The following is a 19,404-nucleotide window of genomic DNA, read 5'->3' as shown; positions in this document are numbered from 1 at the left end:
GGGGCGTCTCCCTGGCCTAGGTCCAAAGTCGCCTGGTGCGTGGGGACGGGGGCGCGTGATGATGCCGCGCATGATCGACCCTCACCGGCTGCTGGCCTTCTGCACGATGTCCGTCCTGCTCTCCGCCGTTCCGGGCCCCAGCGTGCTCTTCGTCGTCGGCCGGGCCCTGGCCCACGGGCGCCGGACCGCGCTGGCCTCGGTGCTCGGGAACGCCCTGGGCGGTTACGCCCTGGTCGTGGCGGTCGCCCTGGGCATCGGCACCCTGGTCGAGACCTCGGCCCTGGTCTTCGGCCTGATCAAGTTCGCCGGGGCCGCCTACCTCATCCACCTCGGGGTGAAGGCGGTACGGGCGAGTTGGCGCAGCCGGGACCGCGCCGCCGCTTTCGCCCCGGCGCCCTCCGGCGAGCGGGGCTCGGTCCGGGCCGGCTTCCTGGTCGGCGTGACCAATCCGAAGAGCGTCGTGTTCCTCACCGCGATGCTGCCCCAGTTCGTCGACCGGGAGGCCGGCCACGTCACCCTCCAGATGCTGGTCCTCGGACTGGCCGGAGCGGTGCTGGCCCTGGTCTCCGACGGCCTCTGGGGCCTGACGGCCTCCGCCGCCCGGACCTGGTTCGGCCGCTCGCCCCGGCGCATGGCGATGGTCGGCGGCGCGGGCGGCCTGGCCATGATCGGCCTGGGCACGACGGTGGCGGTCACCGGCCGGGCCGACTAGGCAGACCGGGCAGCCGCCGGTTCCCTACGCCCGCCCCCACTCCTCGTACCGCCCCCGCATCACCGCACTGGCCGCCGGCCCGGCGGTGAACACGTACGCCTCGCTGTCGTCGAGCCGCTCACCGGTCCGCGCGCCGACCACCACCGGTTCGGCCTCCTGGCCGGTGGTGAAGTCGACCAGGGCGACGATCACCGGGCGCAGGGAACGGCCGCCTTCGGTGAGGGCGTACTGGTGGCGGACCGGGCCGGCCCGGTACGGGCGGCGTTCCAGCAGGCCGTCGGCGACCAGGGGCTGATCGGCCGCCTCGGCATCGCTCCCTGACGGCCGGTTCGCCTACCGGCTTGCGAGCCGTGCCAGCCCCCGTAGCAGCGCCGAGCGCCCGCGGTCGGGCACCGTCCACAGGTGCTGGCCGCGTACGCCCCAGCGCTGGAGCAGGGCGTTGGAGGCGAGGAAGCCGGAGGTGGCCGCGCGTTCCATCAGGGCGACGGGCAGGCCGGTGCGGACCAGGTCGCCCGCGACGACCACCGACGGGTCGGGGGTGCTGACGGTGGGCCGGTCCGCGTAGCCGCCGACGGGGAAGTGCGGGCAGTCCTCGAACCACAGATCGCGCCGGTCCACCACCAGCGCGTCCCGGGTCTCCGGGTAGACCTTCGCCAACTCCTCGGTCAGACGCAGCTGTTCGGCCTTGCGATCGCAGCCGGGAGAGGTGGCGTACGCGTGGAGTTCCACCACCGAGCCGCCGGTGCGGGCCGCCCAGCGCGCCGCCTCGCCCTCCCAGCGCTCCAGCACGCTGACGTTGTCCAGCGGCCCGTACCCGCTGGTGCCGAGGAAGCCGGGACGGCCCGCGTCGACGGGGCGGTCCAGCCACAGGCGGCTGACGAGGAACGGGGGAGCGGTCCGCAGCCCGGCCACCCGGCGGCGCCAGCGTGCGTCGGCGAGGTCCGGGGAGGCGGCGGCCAGGTGGCGCAGGCCGCCGGTGTCCAGGGCCAGCACCACGGCGTCGACCGGTACCGTCTCCCGCCCGGCGCTCACCCGGTGGCGCCCGCCGCCCGCGGGCTGGACGCGCTCCACCTCGGTGCCGGTGCGCAGCTCCACGCCGAGCCGGGTGAGGTAGGCGGCCAGCGGGTCCCAGAGCGCCTGCGGGTAGGGCTCGTCGGGGACGTCGAAGAGGAGCCCCTCGGAGGAGCCGAGGAAGTAGATGTGGAACATCAGCGCCAGCTCGGCGGCGGAGAGTTCGGACGGGTCGACGAAGAAGCTCCGGGAGAACACCTCGAACGCCAGGTGCCGGGCCCGCTCGGGGAACCGCACCTGGTCCAGGAAGGCGGCGGCACCGACCCCGTCCAGCCGCGCGTACACCTCCGGCACCCGTACGTCCAGGAGCGGCAGCGCGGCCGCCGCGTCCAGCCCGGCCAGCTCCCGCAGGCCGAAGCTCGGGCTGAGCGTGGCGAAGCCGAGGGCGCTCAGCGGCGGGGTGCGCGGCACGTGGCGGAAGCTGTCGCGGGTGCCGTCGCGGCCGAGGAGCGGGTAGTCGGGCAGGCCGCGCAGCATGGCGAGGGACGGGTCGGCCCGGCGCAGCAGCCCGCGCAGGTTGTAGTACTGCCGGAAGAAGGCGTGGAAGCCCCGGCTCATCGTCACCGGCGAGCCGTCGGACAGGGTGTCGGCCCACCCCGCGAGCCGTCCGCCGAGCTGCTCCCGGCGCTCCAGCAGCGTGACGCGCACGCCGCGTTCGGCGAGGCCGGTGGCGGCGGCGAGCCCCGCGATCCCGCCGCCGATCACCGCGACCCGGGGCGCGTCGGCGCCGAACCAGGGGCGGCCCGGCCCCGCCGGCAGGGACTCGGCCCGGCGGTCGCGGCCCCGGCGGGGCACCTCGCGGCGGGCGGAACGCGTGGTCATGGCTCTCCTCGGTGGGGCGGGGCACCGGCCGGCCGGCGGCGCAGGAAGGGCAGTTCGAGGGCGGTGCGGGTCATCGGCCCCCAGGGCACGTGGCGGCCGATGCCCAGGTCCTGGAGGGGGCCGGTGGCGCCGTCCAGGAAGGCCAGCACCCGTTCCGGGGGCAGCGCCGTGAAGAGCCGGGCGAAGAACGCGGCACCGTCGACGCGTCCTTGGTCCAGGGCGCGCAGCAGCACCGCGTCCATCGCCCGCGACCGGCGCGCGTGGGGGACCGGCGGGACCGGGGCGAGTCCCCGGTGGTACCGGTCGGCGACCCGCCGGGCCTGGCGCTGGACGGCCGCGAAGGTGTAGCCGGTGGAGGGGCGGGTGGCGCCGCCCGCCGTGCCCACGCGGAAGACGCCGGGCGCGGGAGCGCGGGGGAAGCGCGCGTCGGTCATCGGGATGACGCCCTGTTCGCTCCCGGTCACCTCGAACGACCCGAGCCGCAGCACCTTCCCGGTGTAGTCCCGCAGCGCCGCCTCGTACCCGGCCGCGTCCAGCGGGGCCCGGGAGAACTCCGTGTACTCCACCAGCGCCTCGCGCGGGCCGAGCGGCAGCACGTAGCCGAAGGAGAGGCCGTGCGCGGGCTGCGCGGTGCGGAAGTCCATCAGGTCGGCGCAGCCGGGGTCGAAGCGCGGTCCGGCGGTGCGCACGAACCAGCCGCGGAAGTGCTGGAGCAGCGTGGTCCGGGCCGGGGGCAGCATGGGCAGTGGGCGCGAGTCGAAGACCCAGCGCGCACGGCGCCGGTAGGGCCGCCCCCGCGCGTCGTGCCCCTCCGCCACCGGCCCGCCGGGCCCGCCGGTGACCCGGGTGACGGTGGCGGTCTCCCGGACGAAGCCGGGCCGGCCGGACAGCTCGCCGAGCACGAACTCCTCGAACACGTCGGAGCGCAGCATCTTGTAGCGCAGCCCGCGTGGCACGCCCCCGGCCTCCCGGCCCGCGCGGTCGCGTACCCGCAGCCGGTCCCAGGAGGCGGTGAGCACCGCGTCGTACGGGCCGTCGGGGGGACCCCAGTGGCACCAGGTCCGCACGGCGGGGCGCGCGGGGCCGGGCGGCGGCTCCACCAGCACCACGGAGGGGAGGCGCGCGCCCGGGGGCGCCGCGCACAGGTGGTGGGCGAGGGAGAGGCCGGCGGCGCCCGCGCCGACGATGACGATCTCCGCGTCCACCGCGCCGTCCCTCGTCCGTGCCGATACCGGTCCCGCTGCCCTGTCGCTCAGCATCGTCGCCCTCGCCGGGCGCGCGGGAGCGGACCACCGGCGGCGTGTCGTCCGCTTCGGCCCGGCCGCACCGGCCACCGGTCACCCCCGCGGGCCCTGGCAGACTGACCTCCGTGACGACGATGAGCATGGGCGCCAACCTCCCGGTCGACGTGGACCGGGTGCGGCTCGAACTCGGCCGCGCCGACGGCCCCGCCGTGAGCGCCGCCGCGCTGCTGCTGACCGGCGCCGGGCGGGTCCGCTCCGGCGCCGACCTCGTCGCCCGCGACCAGCCCGGCGCCCCCGGAGACGCCGTACGCCACGTCGGCACGCTCGACGGCGCCGAGGCCGTCGAGGTCGACCTGGCGGCGCTCCCCGACTCCACCGAACGCGTCGCGCTCTGCGCCTGGACCGGCTCCGGCACCCTCGGACGGGTCACGGGGCTGCGGCTGCGCCTGGTCGCGGCCGGCTCGGGCACGGTGCTGGCCCACTTCGACATGGCTCCGCGCAGCGAGACCGCGCTGGTCGCCGGCGAGCTCTACCGCCGCGAGGGGCGCTGGCGGTTCCGCGCCGTCGGCCAGGGCTACGACCACGGCTTCGCGGGCCTCGCCGCCGACTTCGGCCTCACCCCCGCCCCGGCACGCGCCCCGCGCCCCGGCCCGGCACCCCGTCCGGCCCCGCCCGCCCGGCCGCAGACCCGTGGTGAGGAACTGCTCCCGGCCGACATGGGCGAACGCCTCTCGCTCCGCAAGCAGCAGGTCGCGACCAGTCTGCGCAAGGGCGGCCTCACCGGCGTCACCGCCCGGGTCATCCTCGTCCTGGACGCCTCCGGCTCGATGAGCGGCCTCTACGCCAAGGGGACCGTCGCCCGGGTCGCCGAACGGATGGCGGCCGTCGCCGCCCTCCTCGACGACGACGGCACCATGCAGGCATGGACCTTCGCCACCCGCCCGGCGCGCCTGCCCGACCTGCACCTCGGCGAGCTGCCCGAGTGGCTGCGGCTGCACGTACGCGTCGGCCAGCTCGGCGTCATCGGCCGCAAGAAGCGCCCCAAGTCCCGCGCCGACGGCCAGGTCGACATGCGCACCGTCGGCATCCAGAACGAGGAGCAGAAGGTCATCGCCGACGTCCGCGCCTACGTCCGCGACCACCCCGTCCCGCTGCCGACGCTGGTGCTCTTCTTCTCCGACGGCGGCGTCTACCGCAGCAAGGAGATCGAACGCGAACTGCGGGCCGCCGCCGACGAGCCGGTCTTCTGGCAGTTCGTGGGACTGGGACGCTCGCACTACGGCGTCCTGGAGTACTTCGACACGCTGGCCGGCCGCACCGTCGACAACGTCGGCTTCTTCGCCGTGGACGACGTCGACCAGGTCGCCGACCCGGAGATGTACGACCGGCTGCTCTCGGAGTTCCCGCTCTGGCTCGGCGCCGCCCGCGAGGCCGGCGTCCTGCGCTGACCGGTGCTCACAGCGGTCCGGGGACGACCCGCTCCTCGGGGTCGGTGACGCCGCCCGGGCAGAGCCGGTCGGCGGGCCAGCCGGCCAGCCGGGCGGCGGCCGCGTAGGCGCTGTCGTAGAACCGCAGGATCTCGGCGCGTGCGTCGGGGGCGGTGCGCACCTCGTCGTAGGGGAGCAGCGCGAGGTGCGCGCCGTTGCTCTCCGTCCACCGCGCGGCAGCGGGCTCCAGCGGCTGCCGGGCGAGACCGTCGGGCTCCGGCGCCGCGTACGCGTAGAAGGCGGGTTCGGGGTAGGAGCGCTCGTCGCCGAACCAGAAGCCGCTGCTGATCACCTCGCGCGAGTACGCCTCCCGGGTGACCGGGTCGGCCGAGGCCCCCTGCGCCACGTGCCGGTCGGAGAACCGGGTCACGGCGATGTCGAAGGTGTGCCAGAAGTGGTGGACCGGGCTGGTCTTGCCGGAGTACCCGGCGGCGTACTCCTCCAGGACCAGCATGACCTGGGTGAGGATCGTCCAGTAGCGCCCCACCGCCGCCGGGTCGTACGTCGCGTGCTCCTCGTCCTCGGCGAACGGACGGGCGGCGTCCGGCAGGTCGAAGGGGTAGGGGTGGGCGGGGACGGTGCTGATGCCCAGGGCGGCCAGGGTCCCGGTGAACCGGCGGTAGAACCCGCCGACCGAGAGGCCGGCCAGGCCGAACGACACCTGCCGCCCGTCGAGGGTCAGCACCCGCAGCCGGTGGGCGGTGAAGTCGAAGTCGACGGTGAAGACCGTGCCGTCGGCCAGCGGGCCGCAGGGCCGGGTGGTGATGCCGTCCCCGGTCAGGTGGAAGGGCACGTTCCACCAGTGGTTGCGCCGGACACTGGCCGCCAGCCGCACCTTCCCGACGATCTGGAGGAAGCGGTGCAGCGTCTCCTTCGTCGGCGCCCAGGACTGCCTGGGCAGCGCGGGGAACAGGTCCATCGGGGGTGCCTCCCGTACGGCACGCCCCGGCCCCGGACGGCCGGGGGCACTGCGTCCCACTCTCGGCTCCGGCGGGCCGGGCCGCATCCGCTGGGCGGCGGCGCGTACCGCGTTCGCCGCGCTGTGGTGGCCGCCCGACCTGCCGTGTTCCAGGCTCGTGCCACCAGCCGCTGCGAAGGGACCCGCGCCATGCCGTCCGGCAACCCGCCCCGCTACGACGACCTCAGCGCCCTCTACCTCAACTGCACCCTGAAGCCGTCACCGGAGACCAGCAACACCGACGGGCTGATCGAGCGGAGCACCGCCGTGATGCGCGCGGGCGGCGTGCGCACGGAGGTGATCCGCCCGGTCGACCGGGACCTGGCCGTCGGCGTCCAGCCCGACATGACCGAGCACGGCGCGGCGAGCGACGGCTGGCCCGAGCTGTACGCCAAGGTGATGGCCGCCGACATCCTGGTGCTCTGCGGCCCGATCTGGCTCGGCGACAACAGCTCCGTCATGAAGCACACCATCGAACGGCTCTACTCCAACTCGGCCGAACTCAACGAGGCCGGCCAGTCCGCCTACTACGGCCGGGTCGGCGGCTGCCTGATCACCGGCAACGAGGACGGCCTCAAACACTGCGCCATGAACATCCTCTACAGCCTCCAGCACATCGGTTTCGCCGTCCCGCCGCAGGCCGACGCGGGGTGGATCGGCGAGGCGGGCCCCGGCCCCAGCTACCTCGAACCGGGCTCGGGCGGCCCCGAGAACGACTTCACCAACCGGAACACCACCTTCGCCGCCTGGAACCTCATGCACCTCGCCGCCCTCCTCAAGCGGGCCGGCGGCATCCCCACGTACGGCAACCAGCGCCCCGAGTGGGACGCCGGCTGCCGCTTCGACGCGCCCAACCCGGAGCACCGCAGCTGACGCGCGCTCACCGCCCGGGGTAGGGCAGCAGTGCCATCTCGCGGGCGTTGCGCACGGCACGGGCCAGCTGCCGCTGCTGCTGGGCGGTGACCCGGGTGATGCGGCGGCTGCGGATCTTGCCGCGGTCGGAGAGGAACTTCCGCAGCAGCTCGGTGTCCTTGTAGTCGATGTAGGTGATGCCCGCCGCGAGCAGCGGGTTGGGGCGGGACTTGACCGGCTTCCGGCCGGCCTCGGAACGACGTGCCACGGCACGCTCCTCACTGGTTGACGGGGTACGGGGGAGAGCGCGCGGGTCAGCGCACCGGGTCGAGGAACCGGGCGAAGGGGTCGGGCAGCTCCCGCAGCAGTCGCCGTCCCGCCCGGAACTCCTCCTCGGTCAGCAGGCAGGAGTCGAGCAGCCGGACCAGGCCGTCGCTGTCGAGCCCCGGCGAGGTGAAGACCAGGTGCTGGCAGCGGTCGCCGTGCGCGGGGTGCCAGTCGAGGGCGGCGGCCGCCCGGCGCACCGGCGGCACCATCTCCCAGGCCGCGTCCGGCAGCGCCGCCAGCCAGGGACCGGCCTCCTCGACGCAGAGCGCGCCGCCCGCGCAGTCCCAGACCAGCAGTGTGTCCGGCCGGTCGGCGAGCCAGAACCGGCCCCGGCTGCGCGCCGCCGCACAGGCCAGATCCTCCAGCGCCGCGAAGAGCCGCCCGGGGTGGAACGGCCGGTCCCGGTGCCACACCGTGGTCGCCACGCCGGCCTCGTCCGCCTCCTGCGGCAGCAGGGCGCAGGCGGGGTGCTGGGCGACGGAGGCCGCCTCGGGGTCGAACCCGGCGAAGGCGAACCGTGCCAACTCGCCGGATCCGAGGGGAACATGGCGGGCCGTCGGGTGGAGCTGGGCCAGCAGCGCCCGGTCCTCGTCGTCGGCCTCCTCGCTCTCGGCCACCGCGAGCACCGGGGCGTACTCCAGCTGCCGCGCCCAGGTGTCGGCGACGGTGCGCTGGTCGGTCCGGGCCGCCGCGAGGCCCGATTCGGCGAGGTCGTCGCCGTTGCCGAGGCAGGGCAGGATCAGGGCGGGGTCGATCGCGGTCATCACCGCCGTGACCGTCAGCTCCTCGCCGCCGTGGGCCGCGACCACCTCGGCCATCGCCTGCGGCTCGACGGAGTCCCACAGCTCGACCACCGCCAGCCGGGTCCGCCCGTCCCCGGCCAGGTGCCGCAGCTCGGGAACGAGGTCCTCCCGCAGGGCGCAGCAGGCGCAGTCGTTGACCAGCGGGGTGTCGCCCGCGCCCAGCTCCCCGGAGCGGTCGCGCACGGTGCGCCGCACGGTGCCGGTGACGGCCGTGGCCAGGTCGTGGTGGAGGGCGACGCTCCCCTCGACCGTGCGCAGCAGCTCCTCGACGGCCGCGCGGCGGGCGTCGGCGTGGAGCCCGGCGACGATCGCGACGGGCAGCGCGCCGGTCACCGGTCCGCCCGCCGTCCGTAACGGCGTTCGAACTGCTCGACGCGGCCCGCGGTGTCCAGCACCCGCGCCTTGCCGGTGTAGAAGGGGTGGCTCGCCGAGGAGATCTCGACGTCGATCACCGGGTACGTCTGGCCGTCCTCCCACTCGACGGTGCGGTCGCCGGTGAGGGTGGAGCGGGTGAGGAAGGCGAAACCGGCCGCGCGGTCGCGGAAGACGACGGGGCGGTAGGCCGGGTGGATTCCGGGCTTCATGGGGGTCTCCTTCGGGAGGGGGCGGAGCGGACGGGGGAGCGGCCGTCAGCGTTCCTCGCGGAAATCGACGTGCCGCCGGGCGACGGGGTCGTACTTGCGCAGGACCAGGCGGTCCGGGTCGTTGCGGCGGTTCTTGCGGGTGACGTAGGTGAATCCGGTGCCGGCGGTGGAGCGGAGCTTGACCACCGGGCGTACTTCGTTGCGAGCCATGCGGGCTAGTATATGGAAACGGTTTTCATCTCCAAATCGGGGAGCCGCATCAGAGAGGCAGGTCACACCGTGTCCGCGCACTGCCAACTGACCGGAGCCAAGCCCGGCTTCGGCAACTCCATCTCCCACTCGCACCGGCGCACCTCGCGCCGCTTCGACCCGAACATCCAGCGCCGCCGCTACTGGCTGCCCAGCGAGGGCCGTACCGTCCGCCTCACCCTGAGCGCGCGGGCGGTCAAGACGATCGACGTGATCGGGATCGAGGCGGCCGTCGCCCGCATCCGCGCCCGGGGAGGGAAGGTCTGATGGCCAAGCGCAGCAAGATCGCCCGCAACGAGCACCGCAAGGCCGTCGTCGAGCGGTACGCCGCCCGCCGCGCCGCACTCAAGGAGATCGTCCGGCGCCCCTCCTCCACCGACGCCGAACGCCGCGACGCCCTCGCCGAGTTGCGCCGCCAGCCGCGCGACGCCAGCCCCACCCGCGTCCGCAACCGCGACAGCGTCGACGGCCGCCCCCGCGGCCACCTGCGCAAGTTCGGGCTCTCCCGGGTGCGGGTCCGCGAACAGGCCCACGCGGGGTTCCTGCCCGGCGTGACCAAGTCGTCCTGGTGAGGTGAGCAGGCGGCCGGGCCCTCACCGGCGGCCCGGCCGCCGCCGTCCCTCCCCGCTGGCGGCCCTCCCCGGCCGGGCGCAGCCTGGAGAAAGGGCGCCCGCCCCGCCGCCGTGCGGCCCGCCGCCCGGCGCCGACCGAGCGAGGAGCGTACCGGTGACCGACCAAGCGATCCCCGGCATCGACCCGGCCGCCGCCCCGAGCGGCCCGGGCTGCGCCGACTGCCTGACGGGGGACGGGCCCGGCTGGTGGTTCCACCTGCGGCGCTGCGCCGCCTGCGGACACATCGGCTGCTGCGACTCCTCGCCGTCCCAGCACGGCACGAAGCACGCCAAGGCGGCCGGCCACCCCTTCATCACCAGCTACGAGCCGGGCGAGGACTGGTTCTACAACAACGAGACCCAGCAGTTCTACGAGGGCCCGCAGCTCGCCCCGCCCACCTCGCACCCGGCCGACCAGCCCGTACCCGGCCCGGCCGGAGCGGTCCCCGAGGACTGGCAGCAGCACCTGAACTGAGCGGCGCGGAGTCCCGCAGCCTCACGCCTCCTCCGCTCCCGGCGGTTCCCGCCGGGTGAGGGCCAGGACCGCCATGTCGTCGTGGAGCCGCCCGCCGCTCCACGCCGTCACCTCGCGGACGACGGTGTCCACCAGTTCCTGCGGCCCGCCGAAGGAGTGCCCGGCCAGCCCGCGCACCGGGTCGTAGAAGACCCCGTGCCGGTCGCGGGCCTCCGTCACGCCGTCCGTGGTCAGCAGCAGGGACGCCCCGGGCGGGAGCGGGAAGGTGTCGGTCTCGGCGTTGTCCGGGCCGGGCAGGCCCGCGCCCAGCGGGGTGCCGGGCGTGCTGCGGATCAGCGGCGCCACCCGCCCGTCCGCCACCAGGTAGGGAGGCAGGTGCCCCCGGCTGAGCAGGACGACCCGGTCACCGCCGGGCGGGATCTCCCCGAGCAGCGCGGTGGTGAACTCCTCGCTGAAACCCTCCCCCTTCTCGCCTTCGGCCCGCTCCGCCGCCGTGTCCAGCCGCCGCGCCAGTGCGTGCAGGTCGGGAGCGTGATGGGCGTTCTCGCGGAAAGCCCCGACCACGGCGGACATCGCGGAGACCGCGGGCAGCCCGTGGCCCCGCACGTCCCCCATCATCAGCCGCACGCCGTACGGGGTGTCCTGGACCGCGAAGAAGTCACCGCCGATCCGCGCCCCCTCGTGCGCGCCCTGGTACCGGGTGGCCACCAGCAGCTCCCCCGCCCGGGGCGGCGGCTGGGGGAGCACCGCCAGCTGGGCGGCCTCGGCGATGTCCCTGGTCAGGGAGAGGCTCCGGTCGCGGTTGTCCATGACCCGCTTGAGCCACAGCCCGATCAGCGAGATGACCAGCACGTCCGCCACGTCGACCAGCCGGGCGGCGGTCGGGCGGTCGAGGCCGAGATCGACGGCGACCGAGGCGACGACGCTGAGCGCCGCGATGACGACGGCGCCACGGAAGCTGAGCACGATGCAGGCGGCGAGCGGGGCCGCCGCGAGCAGGGGGAGCCCGGTGTACGGCTGGGGCCCCACGACGTTGGCGAGGACGCCGCCGACGATCAGCGCCGGAGGCAGCAGGGCCAGCGGGCCTCTGCCCGTCCGGTGGGCCGCCCCGTTCGTCGCTCCTGCTGTGCGCCGTCCCGCCACCCGCCGCGCCTCCTGCCCCCGCCCCGCCGGCCGGGACGTTCCGCCCAGCATGCGCACGGACACCGGGCCCCGGCCAACGCTGGGCGTCCGCCCGGAGCAGCCCGCCGCCGGCTCACCCGACCGCCACGGATTGCGCCCGCGCCCCCGCCCTCGCAGGCTGGTCGAAGGGGACACGCGAAGGCGAGGTGACCGGTGCCATGACCGCGACGATGCACGCGTGGGAGGTCCGCGAACCGGGGCCGGTCGAGGGACAGCCCCTGCGGTACGTGGAGAAACCCGTGCCCACCCCGGGCCCCGGCGAACTCCTGGTGCACGTCCGCACCTGCGGGGTCTGCCGCACCGACCTCCACGTCACCGAGGGCGACCTGCCCGTGCACCGGCCGCACGTCACCCCGGGGCACGAGGTGGTCGGCGTGGTCGCCGCCACCGGGCCGGACGTGGACGGCCACGCCGTCGGTGACCGGGTCGGCGTCGCCTGGCTCCGCTCCACCGACGGCACCTGCCGCTTCTGCCGGCGCGGCGACGAGAACCTCTGCCCCGCCTCCCGCTACACCGGCTGGGACGCCGACGGCGGCTACGCGGAGTACACCACCGTCCCCGCCGCCTTCGCCTACGCGCTGCCCGGCGGCGTCGGCGACACCGCGCTCTCCCCGCTGCTCTGCGCCGGCATCATCGGCTACCGCGCCCTGCTCCGCACCTCCCTCCCCGAGAACGGCCGGCTCGGCCTCTACGGCTTCGGCGGCAGCGCCCACCTCTGCGCACAGCTCGCCCTCGCCCAGGGCGCCCGCGTCCACGTCCTCACCCGGGGCGCCGCCGCCCGGCGCCTCGCCCTCGACCTGGGCGCCGCCTCGGCGGGCGGCGCCGACGGCCGGCCGCCCGAGTCCCTCGACGGGGCCATCCTCTTCGCCCCCGCGGGCGGACTGGTCCCGGTGGCGCTGCGCGCCCTGGACCGAGGCGGCGTCCTCGCCGTCGCCGGCATCCACCTCTCCGACATCCCGCCCCTCAAGTACGAGCAGGACCTCTTCTACGAGCGGGAGGTGCGCAGCGTCACCGCCAACACCCGGCGCGACGGCCGCGACTTCCTCGCCCTCGCCGAACGCCACCGGGTCCGCGCCACCACGCACCCCTACCCGCTCTCCCGCGCCCAGGACGCCCTGCGGGACCTGAAGGCCGGGCGGTTCGACGGCGCCGCCGTCCTGGTCAACGACCTGGAGCCCCGGGGGCCGGTACCGCCCGCCTGATCCGCCGCGCCCCGGCCCCCGGTGGGCTCACTCCTCCTGGGCCACCTCGATGGCCGCGGTCGGGCAGACCTCGGCCGACTCCCGGACGTCGCCGTGGAGCGCGGTGGGCGGTGCGGCGTCGAGGAGGACGACGATGCCGTCCTCGTCCCGCTGGTCGAACACCTCCGGCGCGATCAGCACGCACTGACCGGCGCCGCAGCACTTCTCCTGATCGACAGTGATCTTCATGAGCCGTCCTTCTCCGGTCGCTGGTGGGGTGGTGCCCGGCGTGGAGCCGTTGGTCACCAGGTGACGGGGAGTTCGCGCAGCGGGCTGGTGAGCAGCCCCTCGTGGCGGCGCAGCTCGCGAGGGTCCACGGCGAGGCGGAGGGTGGGCAGTTCCCGCAGCAGCACGGTCAGGACCGCCTGGAGTTCCGTGCGGGCCAGCGGCTGACCGAGGCAGGAGTGCGGACCGACGCCGAAGGCCAGGTGCGGGTTGGGGGAGCGGTCGAGGTCCATGGCCGCCGCGTCCTGCCAGGCGCGCTCGTCCCGGTTGGCGGCCGCCATGCTGCACACCACGGTGGTGCCGCGCGGGACGGTGCCGCCGGAGAACTCGGTGTCCTCGTGGACGTAGCGGAGCATGCCGAAGCCGCTGCCGTTGGGGTCGAACCGCAGCAGTTCCTCGACGGAGCGGCGGACCAGTGAGGGGTCGGCCACCAGGCGCTCCCAGCGGGTGCGGTCGGAGAGCAGATGGGCCGTCATCATCGCGATGAACCCGGCCGTGGTCTCGTGCCCGGCCAGGAGCAGGGCCTGTCCGGTGGCGACCAGTCCCGCCTCGGACATCGGCTCGCCCTCGCTGTCCGCCCCGGCCAGCAGGTGGCTCAGCAGATCGTCGCCGGGCGCGGCCCGCTTGGCGTCGACCAGGCCGCTCATGTACGCGGCGAAGTCGCGGTGGGCGGCCTCGGTCTCGGCCTTGGTGTACCGCGTCGTGTTCAGGAAGGTGTCCGACCACCCCTTGAACGCGTCCCGGTCGCTCTCCGGGACGCCCAGCATGGAGCAGATCACCAGGACGGGCAGCGGGAAGGCGAGGTGAGCGACGAGGTCGGCGGGGCCGCCGTGCTCCCGCATCCGGCCGATCAGCCGGGCGGTCAGCTCCTCCATGCCGGGCCGCAGCGCGGACATCCGGCGCGCGGTGAACCACCGGCCCACCATGCGCCGCCACCGCTCGTGGCCCTCGTCGTTCAGGGCCCTCGCCATCGGGCTGGCGAAGATCCCGGCGGTGTCCCCGGCCGCGACGCGCGCCGCGTCCGGCGATGCCAGCCCTTCCCGGCTGAGCCGGGGGTCGGAGAGGGCCGCCCGGACGTCGTCGTAGCGGGTGAGCAGTGTCGCCTCGTCGCCGCTGGGCAGCGTGACCCGGGCGACCGGGCAGCCCTCGCGCAGTCCGGCCCACTCCTCGGGCGGTTCCAGGGCCGCCTTCGACGTCAGGGGGTAGTCCAGGGGCGGGGTGTCGGCGGAACGAGCCATACGGGCCTCCTCGTCAGTGCGGACAGGGCCCCGAGTAAAGCAGTTGACTTAACTTCTCCGAGCTCTTCTCGGCCATTTACCGGAAAGGCTCGGAACGGGCACGCGCGTACGCGGCTCGGTGGGCGGGGAACGGCCTCGGCCAGGAACTTCCCGGGCCTCCGGATGGGGCCGCCTCCGGACCGCGCGCCGCCCTGCGACGTTCCTGTGGAGAAAGCTGTCGCATTCGGGAGGCGGGCGGGCGGGAGCGTTCGGTGTATGCGGCCGGTAATCGACGCGGACAGGTGAACGGGTGCCGCGCGCCCTTCTCACACTCCGGCGGGAGCCTTCTCCGCGGGCGGGGCGGACTCCTCCCGGGCCGCGCGGCGGGCGGCGGGAATGGCCGACGCGACGACCGCGGAGACGAGTGCGACCCCGCATCCGATCAGCAGTCCGGTACGGAACCCGCTCTCGGAGGTCACGACGGCACCGCCCAGCCCCACCGTCATCTGGGAGAGGACCACGCCCGTCACCGCGGCCCCCGTCGAGGTGCCGAGCGAACGCATCAGGGTGTTGAAACTGTTGGCCGCGGCGGTCTCGGTGCGCGGGACGGAACTCATGATGAGGGCGGGCATCGAGCCGTAGGCGAGTCCGACACCGCTGTTGATCACCATGATGGCGAGCATGATGCCCCAGGCGGAGCCCATCAGGGCCACCGAGGCCCCGTAGCCGGCGGCGATCACCAGGACGCCGGTGATCAGGGTGAACTTGGGGCCGCGTGCGTCGGTGAGCTTCCCGCCGTACGGCGAGACCACCATCATCATGATGCCGCCGGGGGCCATCCACAGGCCCGCCGCGAGGATCGACTGCCCCAGGCCGTACCCGGTGGCCTCGGGGAACTGGAGCAGCTGCGGCATCACCAGCATGCTCGCGTACATCGCGAAACCCACGAAGACCGAGGCGAGGTTGGTGAGCAGTACGCGCGGCCGGGCGGTCGTGCGCAGATCCACCAGGGGGTCGGCGATCCGCAGCTCCCACGCGCCCCAGGCCGGCAGGACGAGGGCCGCCGCCGCGAAGAGGCCGAGCGTGGTGGCCGAACCCCAGCCCCACTCGGCCCCCTTGGAGACCGCGAGGAGCAGGCAGACCAGGCCCGCGCCCAGCCCGACGGCGCCCGCCGCGTCGAACCGCCGGCCCTTGCCCACGGCCGGGACGCTCGGGACGAGGAACCAGACCAGCGCGGCGATCACCGCGGCCAGCGCGGCGGAACCCCAGAAGAGCACCCGCCAGTTCGCGTACTGCGCGACCGCCGCGGAGAGCGGCAGGCCCAGCCCGCCGCCGATCCCCATGGAGGCGCTGACCAGGGCGATGGAGGAGCTGAGCCGTTCCTCGGGCACCACGTCGCGCAGCAGGGCGATGCCGAGCGGCACCATCCCCATTCCCATGCCCTGCAGGCCGCGGCCGACGATCATCGGCACCACCGACGAGGCGAGCGCGCAGACCACGGAGCCGGCCATCAGCGGCACCGAACAGGCCAGCAGCATCCGGCGCTTGCCGAGCAGGTCACCGAGGCGGCCGACGACCGGCACGCAGACCGCGGAGACCAGCAGCGTCACGGTGATCACCCACGTCGCGTTCGAGGCGGACGTGGAGAGGATGCGGGGAAGCTCCGCGATGAGCGGGGTCACCAGCGTCTGCATGATCGCGGCGGTGGTGCCGGCGAAGGCCAGCACGGCGACCACCGCGCCGGGCCGTGCGGTGGGCTGCGAGGAGGCCATGGGCGTGCTCCTGGGGTCGGTGGGGGAGGGGCTGCGAAGTGATGTGCATCGTACACATCGAATGTATCGTGCATGCTACGTGCGTTCTGCACGCGCATGAGACGATGGCTCCGGAGCGTGGGGCGGGGGTACGCCGGTGCTCCCAGGGGTGAACGGAAGGCGGCAGGGCGGATGGGCGAGGCGGCGCGCGAGGTCGAGTACGAGCAGATGCTGTTGGGCCGCCACTCCTTCCTCCACCAGCGCGCCGGGCGGCGCCGGCACGGCGCGCTGGAGCGCAGCGCGTACATCCTGCTCAGCCGCCTGGAGGTGCAGGGGCCGATGTCCATCGGCGAACTGAGTGACGCCTTCGGCCTGGACGCCTCCACGCTCAACCGGCAGACCGCCGCCGTGCTCCGCGCCGGGCTGGCCGAGCGCGTCCCCGATCCGGAGGGCGGCATGGCCCGTAAGTTCCGGATGACCGAGGCCGGGATGGAGGCCCTGCGGGAGGAGCGCGAGGGGGTCGTGGCCTCCCTGGACCGGGTCATGGCCGACTGGCCGGAGGAGGACATCGCCGCCTTCGCCGCCTATCTGCGCCGCTTCAACGCGGGGATCGAGCGGCTCAGCGGCCGTCCGTGGCCCCGCCCCTGAGCCTCCGTCCCCCCTCCCGGCGCACGAGCCCGCAGGCCCCATAGCCCCTGTCGCGCCCCGTCCGCCATGCCCCACCCGCCGGAATCAGCCATCCGGTGCCCCGTCTCCCTGCGGCGGCCGCCGCCGGTCAGGCAGGTCACGGCTTCTCCCGCCCGTGATCCGCCCAAGAGGCCAGGCGTCCGGGCCCTGTTCCGGATCGGACCGGAAAGCGCGCCAACCCCGGGGCGCTCCGCAGCCACCGTGATAGGTCTAGTCCTATGGGCGGGAGACCGCCGAAGCGTGTCCCGTTCGCGCCCTCCGGCGATTCTCCGCCCGGTCGGCGCACGCGACAGACAGGACTGCCCGTGATCGATGTCTTGGTGTGCGTCCGCGTGGAGGACGCCGTACTCGAATTCCTCACCGTGCTGAGCCGGGAGGCGCGTGACGAGGCCGTGGTGGTGCTGGCCGACCCCGAGGTCACCGTCAGCCTCCCGCCCGGCACGGGCCTCGCCGAACGGCTCGCCCTCCTCGCCCCGCACCTGCGTCCGCCCGAGGAGCCGGGCACCCCCTGGCCCACGACGGAAGAGCTGGCCGCCCGGATCGGCGCGGCGGCCGCCGGGCGCGAGGCCGCGGTGTGGACCCACTCGCCCGCCGACAACCGCGAGGCACGCGCCCGGCTGGGCCGGGACACCGTCCGCGCCGCGCACGGGCTGTCGGTGCGGCACGCGGTCGGCCACTCGCCGTATCTCCAGGTCATCAGCGACGAGGACATTCCCCTCACCCCGGAACTGGCCGAGGCGAAGAGGGAGTTCGTCAACCTCCACGGTCAGGAGCTGCTCGCCGCCGGCTCCCCGCAGTACCGGATCGACACCGCTCGCGTCCCGGCCTCCGAGCGCTTCTTCCGCTCGGAGCCCGCCGAGGCCGACCGCCTGTACGCGCTGCTGGCCAGCCTCGGCGACGACGCCGCCGAGGTCGACGACCCCTGGGAGTTCGCCGCCTCCCCCTACGAACGGGCCCGGCTCGACGCCACCCTCGCCTGGACCGTCCGCCACTGCCCGCCCGGAACGGCACCCCTGGTCGAGGCCGGCGCCTGCGAGGGCGCCCTGACCCGCCGCCTGCTCGCCGCCGGCCACCGGGTCCACGCCACCGAGCCCAACGACCGCTTCCGCCACCGCCTGACCACCGCCCTCGCCGGCGCCGAGCACCTGCGCGTCTCGGCCGACGGCCTGAAGGAACTGGCCGACGGGTCCGGACCGCGCGGCCCCCACCTGCTGATCGAGATGCTCTACTACGGCCAGGACCTGGCCCTCCTCGACCGGCTCCCCGCCGACCTCGTCCTCCTCGCCCTCGAACCCGAGGCCCTGCGCACCACCGTCCGGCCCTGGCTCGCCCACACCCCGCACTGGGAGGTGGCCGACGAGACGGTCCTGGTGGAGCCCCGGATCGAGGCCGTCTGCGGCGGCCGCGCCTACCTCACCAAACGCGGCAGCCACGGCCTGGCCCTGCGCCGCAGGACCCCACCGCCCGCCGCCCCCCTTGCCCCCCACTGAGAGAGGGGCGACCGTGGACACCCGCCGCGCGGCCTTCGACGCCTGCGTCGGCCTCGGCTACCACTGCGAGACGACCTATCAGCTCCGGCGGATCACCGGAGTGGAGAGCGCCCACTTCTTCGACTGGCTCGACCTCGACCTGGACGCCGTCACCGAAGCCGTGGACACCGGCTTCCGCGACGTCCTGCGCACCGGAGCCGTCGAGCCCTTCAGCGACGGGCAGTGCGCCCTGGACCGGGGCAGCGACATCCGCTTCTTCCACGACTTCACCCCGGGCGACGGCGAACGCCTCACCCAGAGCGACATCGACCTCCAACTACCCCGGGCCCAAGCCAAGTTCGCCGCCCTCGCGGAGCGCTGGCGGAGACTGACGGCCTCGCCGGCGCGCGTTCTCCACGTCCACCTGGACGCCTTCGACGAGGCGAGCGCCGACGACCTCCGGCGACTGCGCGCCGTCCTCGCCGCCGGCCACCCCGGTCACACCTTCACCCTGCTGTGGCTGCGCCGGACCGCCCCCGCCGACGCCGCGGCCCTCCCGCCCGGCATCCTCACCGGAACCGTCGCCGCCGCCCCCGGCCGCTGGCAGGGCGACGACCGCGCCTGGGACGCCGCCTTCGCCGGCCTGCGCGTTCCCCGACCCCGCCCCGCCCCCACCGAAGCAGGTGACGCATGACCCCGCCCTGGCGCACCGTCGTCCTCTCTCCCCACTTCGACGACGCGGCCCTCTCCGTCGCCGCCCTCGTCCGGCGCCTGCCGCGCCCGCTCACCGTCGTCACCGTCTTCGGCGGGCCCCCGCCCGAGGGCAGCCCCGTCTCCCGGTGGGACGCGACCTGCGGCTTCTCCTCGGCCGCCGAGGCGTACGCCTGCCGCCGCGCCGAGGACGCCCGCGCCTGCGCCCTGCTGGAGGCCGAACAGACCCTGCTGCCCAACCCCGACGGCCCCTACGGCGCCACCGGACCCCTGCGCGGCCTCGACGCCCTGCTGGCCGGCCTCACCGCCGACACCACCGTCCTCGTCCCCCTCGGCACCAACCAGCCCGACCACGAGCGGGTACGGCACCAGGCCCTGGCCGCCCTCGACCGGCCGGACGCCGCCCGCACCCTGGTCTACGCCGACCTGCCCTACACCGGCCACCTCCCCGAATGGGCGACCGACGGCGCCTCCGACGCCCTGGCCGCCAGCCAGAAATGGGGCCTCGCCTACCAGGAGCTGACCCGCCACCACCCCTGCTCCGTCGCCCACGACGTGCGCCTCGACGACGAACAGTGGGCCGCCAAACGCGCCGCCGTCCTCTGCCACGCCTCCCAGCTCGCCCCCCTCGCCGCCGACCACGGCTCCCTCGCCGCCCGCTCCGGCCCCCTGCGCGCGGAACTGGCCTGGACCCTCGACGCCCGGCCCGGCCCCGGCGCGTGAGCC

The 19,404-nt window shown here is 75.0% G+C and carries 22 protein-coding genes and 1 pseudogene; 11 read left to right on the top strand and 12 right to left on the bottom strand.

Going from position 1 to position 19,404, the window contains the following annotated elements:
- Positions 1-58 precede the first annotated feature (58 nt).
- Positions 59-712 carry a LysE family translocator gene (locus tag IF45_RS0102215; RefSeq protein ID WP_010639532.1) on the top strand — a complete coding sequence of 218 codons (654 nt, stop codon included), beginning with the start codon at positions 59-61 and terminating at the stop codon, positions 710-712.
- A 24-nt stretch (positions 713-736) separates the two neighbouring features.
- Here IF45_RS0102215 and IF45_RS32075 read toward each other — a convergent pair.
- The 3 genes and pseudogenes from IF45_RS32075 to IF45_RS0102195 form a co-directional block, all read right to left on the bottom strand.
- Positions 737-1,000, bottom strand: a pseudogene (locus IF45_RS32075) (winged helix-turn-helix transcriptional regulator); the annotation flags it as partial.
- A 45-nt stretch (positions 1,001-1,045) separates the two neighbouring features.
- On the bottom strand, positions 1,046-2,605 hold the full coding sequence (locus IF45_RS0102200) for an FAD-dependent oxidoreductase (protein WP_030305149.1): 1,560 nt from the start codon (positions 2,603-2,605) through the stop codon (positions 1,046-1,048).
- Positions 2,602-3,810, bottom strand: coding sequence for a lycopene cyclase family protein (locus IF45_RS0102195; RefSeq protein WP_030305147.1), 1,209 nt, complete (start codon positions 3,808-3,810; stop codon positions 2,602-2,604). Before IF45_RS0102195 ends, IF45_RS0102200 begins: the two co-directional genes overlap by 4 nt.
- A gap of 179 nt (positions 3,811-3,989) precedes the next feature.
- Between IF45_RS0102195 and IF45_RS0102190 the strand changes: the two genes are divergently transcribed.
- Positions 3,990-5,297: a vWA domain-containing protein gene (locus tag IF45_RS0102190; RefSeq protein WP_078842827.1), complete on the top strand. Its 1,308-nt coding sequence runs from the start codon at positions 3,990-3,992 to the stop codon at positions 5,295-5,297.
- A 7-nt stretch (positions 5,298-5,304) separates the two neighbouring features.
- On the opposite strand, the gene IF45_RS0102185 is transcribed toward IF45_RS0102190, so the two are convergent.
- Entirely contained in the window at positions 5,305-6,255 is a 951-nt protein-coding gene (locus tag IF45_RS0102185; RefSeq protein WP_003946696.1) for a DUF5996 family protein, read from the bottom strand.
- A 189-nt stretch (positions 6,256-6,444) separates the two neighbouring features.
- Between IF45_RS0102185 and IF45_RS0102180 the strand changes: the two genes are divergently transcribed.
- Entirely contained in the window at positions 6,445-7,167 is a 723-nt protein-coding gene (locus IF45_RS0102180; RefSeq protein WP_003946695.1) for a flavodoxin family protein, read from the top strand.
- Between the two features lie 7 nt (positions 7,168-7,174).
- On the opposite strand, the gene rpsR is transcribed toward IF45_RS0102180, so the two are convergent.
- The 4 genes from rpsR to rpmG are packed head-to-tail and all read right to left on the bottom strand — an operon-like array spanning position 7,175 to position 9,070.
- Positions 7,175-7,414 (bottom strand): 30S ribosomal protein S18, encoded by a 240-nt coding sequence (rpsR, locus tag IF45_RS0102175; RefSeq protein WP_003946694.1) that lies wholly within the window; start codon positions 7,412-7,414, stop codon positions 7,175-7,177.
- A gap of 46 nt (positions 7,415-7,460) precedes the next feature.
- On the bottom strand, positions 7,461-8,609 hold the full coding sequence (locus IF45_RS0102170; RefSeq protein ID WP_030305139.1) for a CobW family GTP-binding protein: 1,149 nt from the start codon (positions 8,607-8,609) through the stop codon (positions 7,461-7,463).
- On the bottom strand, positions 8,606-8,860 hold the full coding sequence (locus IF45_RS0102165) for a type B 50S ribosomal protein L31 (protein WP_003946692.1): 255 nt from the start codon (positions 8,858-8,860) through the stop codon (positions 8,606-8,608). The genes IF45_RS0102170 and IF45_RS0102165 overlap by 4 nt, the downstream gene beginning before the upstream one ends.
- Before the next feature lie 45 nt (positions 8,861-8,905).
- Positions 8,906-9,070 carry a 50S ribosomal protein L33 gene (gene rpmG / locus IF45_RS0102160; protein WP_003946691.1) on the bottom strand — a complete coding sequence of 55 codons (165 nt, stop codon included), beginning with the start codon at positions 9,068-9,070 and terminating at the stop codon, positions 8,906-8,908.
- Between the two features lie 69 nt (positions 9,071-9,139).
- Here rpmG and rpmB point away from each other — a divergent pair, with 69 nt between their 5' ends.
- The 3 genes from rpmB to IF45_RS0102145 all read left to right on the top strand — a co-directional run bounded on the left by rpmB (position 9,140) and on the right by IF45_RS0102145 (position 10,195).
- Positions 9,140-9,376, top strand: a complete 237-nt coding sequence (gene rpmB, locus IF45_RS0102155; RefSeq protein WP_003946690.1) for a 50S ribosomal protein L28 — start codon at positions 9,140-9,142, stop codon at positions 9,374-9,376.
- The gene (rpsN, locus tag IF45_RS0102150) at positions 9,376-9,681 is read left to right on the top strand and encodes a 30S ribosomal protein S14 (protein ID WP_003946689.1); all 306 of its coding nucleotides are present in this window, start codon (positions 9,376-9,378) and stop codon (positions 9,679-9,681) included. Before rpmB ends, rpsN begins: the two co-directional genes overlap by 1 nt.
- 154 nt (positions 9,682-9,835) lie before the next feature.
- Entirely contained in the window at positions 9,836-10,195 is a 360-nt protein-coding gene (locus IF45_RS0102145) for a UBP-type zinc finger domain-containing protein (protein ID WP_010639520.1), read from the top strand.
- 21 nt (positions 10,196-10,216) lie between these two features.
- Here IF45_RS0102145 and IF45_RS0102140 read toward each other — a convergent pair whose 3' ends face one another.
- Positions 10,217-11,338, bottom strand: coding sequence for a PP2C family protein-serine/threonine phosphatase (locus tag IF45_RS0102140; RefSeq protein ID WP_030305136.1), 1,122 nt, complete (start codon positions 11,336-11,338; stop codon positions 10,217-10,219).
- A 209-nt stretch (positions 11,339-11,547) separates the two neighbouring features.
- On the opposite strand from IF45_RS0102140, the gene IF45_RS0102135 reads away from it, so the two are divergent.
- Positions 11,548-12,579 (top strand): zinc-binding alcohol dehydrogenase family protein, encoded by a 1,032-nt coding sequence (locus tag IF45_RS0102135; protein WP_178132473.1) that lies wholly within the window; start codon positions 11,548-11,550, stop codon positions 12,577-12,579.
- A gap of 27 nt (positions 12,580-12,606) precedes the next feature.
- Here IF45_RS0102135 and IF45_RS0102130 read toward each other — a convergent pair whose 3' ends face one another.
- The 3 genes from IF45_RS0102130 to IF45_RS0102120 all read right to left on the bottom strand — a co-directional run bounded on the left by IF45_RS0102130 (position 12,607) and on the right by IF45_RS0102120 (position 15,832).
- Positions 12,607-12,807, bottom strand: a complete 201-nt coding sequence (locus IF45_RS0102130; protein WP_030305133.1) for a ferredoxin — start codon at positions 12,805-12,807, stop codon at positions 12,607-12,609.
- 53 nt (positions 12,808-12,860) lie between these two features.
- Positions 12,861-14,081: a cytochrome P450 gene (locus IF45_RS0102125; RefSeq protein WP_003946683.1), complete on the bottom strand. Its 1,221-nt coding sequence runs from the start codon at positions 14,079-14,081 to the stop codon at positions 12,861-12,863.
- A gap of 305 nt (positions 14,082-14,386) precedes the next feature.
- Positions 14,387-15,832, bottom strand: a complete 1,446-nt coding sequence (locus IF45_RS0102120; protein ID WP_003946682.1) for an MFS transporter — start codon at positions 15,830-15,832, stop codon at positions 14,387-14,389.
- A 171-nt stretch (positions 15,833-16,003) separates the two neighbouring features.
- Between IF45_RS0102120 and IF45_RS0102115 the strand changes: the two genes are divergently transcribed.
- From IF45_RS0102115 to IF45_RS0102100, 4 genes are all read left to right on the top strand, one after another.
- Positions 16,004-16,459 (top strand): MarR family winged helix-turn-helix transcriptional regulator, encoded by a 456-nt coding sequence (locus IF45_RS0102115; protein WP_003946681.1) that lies wholly within the window; start codon positions 16,004-16,006, stop codon positions 16,457-16,459.
- A 344-nt stretch (positions 16,460-16,803) separates the two neighbouring features.
- A complete protein-coding gene (locus tag IF45_RS0102110) occupies positions 16,804-17,988 on the top strand; it encodes a hypothetical protein (protein ID WP_015508276.1) in 1,185 nt (394 codons plus the stop codon).
- Between the two features lie 13 nt (positions 17,989-18,001).
- Entirely contained in the window at positions 18,002-18,661 is a 660-nt protein-coding gene (locus IF45_RS0102105) for a DUF1796 family putative cysteine peptidase (protein WP_003946679.1), read from the top strand.
- Positions 18,658-19,401 carry a PIG-L deacetylase family protein gene (locus tag IF45_RS0102100; RefSeq protein WP_003946678.1) on the top strand — a complete coding sequence of 248 codons (744 nt, stop codon included), beginning with the start codon at positions 18,658-18,660 and terminating at the stop codon, positions 19,399-19,401. Before IF45_RS0102105 ends, IF45_RS0102100 begins: the two co-directional genes overlap by 4 nt.
- Positions 19,402-19,404 lie beyond the last annotated feature (3 nt).

Origin of the sequence: Streptomyces albidoflavus, from assembly GCF_000719955.1 — a bacterium.
Lineage (GTDB): Bacteria > Actinomycetota > Actinomycetes > Streptomycetales > Streptomycetaceae > Streptomyces > Streptomyces albidoflavus.
This window is presented reverse-complemented; position numbering and strand designations above follow the sequence as displayed.

What these genes read in the sequence shown, in the direction of transcription:
- IF45_RS0102100 (WP_003946678.1), top strand. Translation starts at nt 18,658, where the DNA reads ATGACCCCGCCCTGGCGCACCGTCGTCCTCTCTCCCCACTTCGACGAC.
- IF45_RS0102190 (WP_078842827.1), top strand. Translation starts at nt 3,990, where the DNA reads ATGGGCGCCAACCTCCCGGTCGACGTGGACCGGGTGCGGCTCGAACTC.
- IF45_RS0102115 (WP_003946681.1), top strand. Translation starts at nt 16,004, where the DNA reads ATGGGCGAGGCGGCGCGCGAGGTCGAGTACGAGCAGATGCTGTTGGGC.
- rpmG (WP_003946691.1), bottom strand. Translation starts at nt 9,070, where the DNA reads ATGGCTCGCAACGAAGTACGCCCGGTGGTCAAGCTCCGCTCCACCGCC.
- IF45_RS0102135 (WP_178132473.1), top strand. Translation starts at nt 11,548, where the DNA reads ATGCACGCGTGGGAGGTCCGCGAACCGGGGCCGGTCGAGGGACAGCCC.
- IF45_RS0102165 (WP_003946692.1), bottom strand. Translation starts at nt 8,860, where the DNA reads ATGAAGCCCGGAATCCACCCGGCCTACCGCCCCGTCGTCTTCCGCGAC.
- IF45_RS0102200 (WP_030305149.1), bottom strand. Translation starts at nt 2,605, where the DNA reads ATGACCACGCGTTCCGCCCGCCGCGAGGTGCCCCGCCGGGGCCGCGAC.
- IF45_RS0102185 (WP_003946696.1), bottom strand. Translation starts at nt 6,255, where the DNA reads ATGGACCTGTTCCCCGCGCTGCCCAGGCAGTCCTGGGCGCCGACGAAG.
- IF45_RS0102180 (WP_003946695.1), top strand. Translation starts at nt 6,445, where the DNA reads ATGCCGTCCGGCAACCCGCCCCGCTACGACGACCTCAGCGCCCTCTAC.
- IF45_RS0102130 (WP_030305133.1), bottom strand. Translation starts at nt 12,807, where the DNA reads ATGAAGATCACTGTCGATCAGGAGAAGTGCTGCGGCGCCGGTCAGTGC.
- rpsN (WP_003946689.1), top strand. Translation starts at nt 9,376, where the DNA reads ATGGCCAAGCGCAGCAAGATCGCCCGCAACGAGCACCGCAAGGCCGTC.
- IF45_RS0102215 (WP_010639532.1), top strand. Translation starts at nt 59, where the DNA reads ATGATGCCGCGCATGATCGACCCTCACCGGCTGCTGGCCTTCTGCACG.
- IF45_RS0102120 (WP_003946682.1), bottom strand. Translation starts at nt 15,832, where the DNA reads ATGGCCTCCTCGCAGCCCACCGCACGGCCCGGCGCGGTGGTCGCCGTG.
- IF45_RS0102125 (WP_003946683.1), bottom strand. Translation starts at nt 14,081, where the DNA reads ATGGCTCGTTCCGCCGACACCCCGCCCCTGGACTACCCCCTGACGTCG.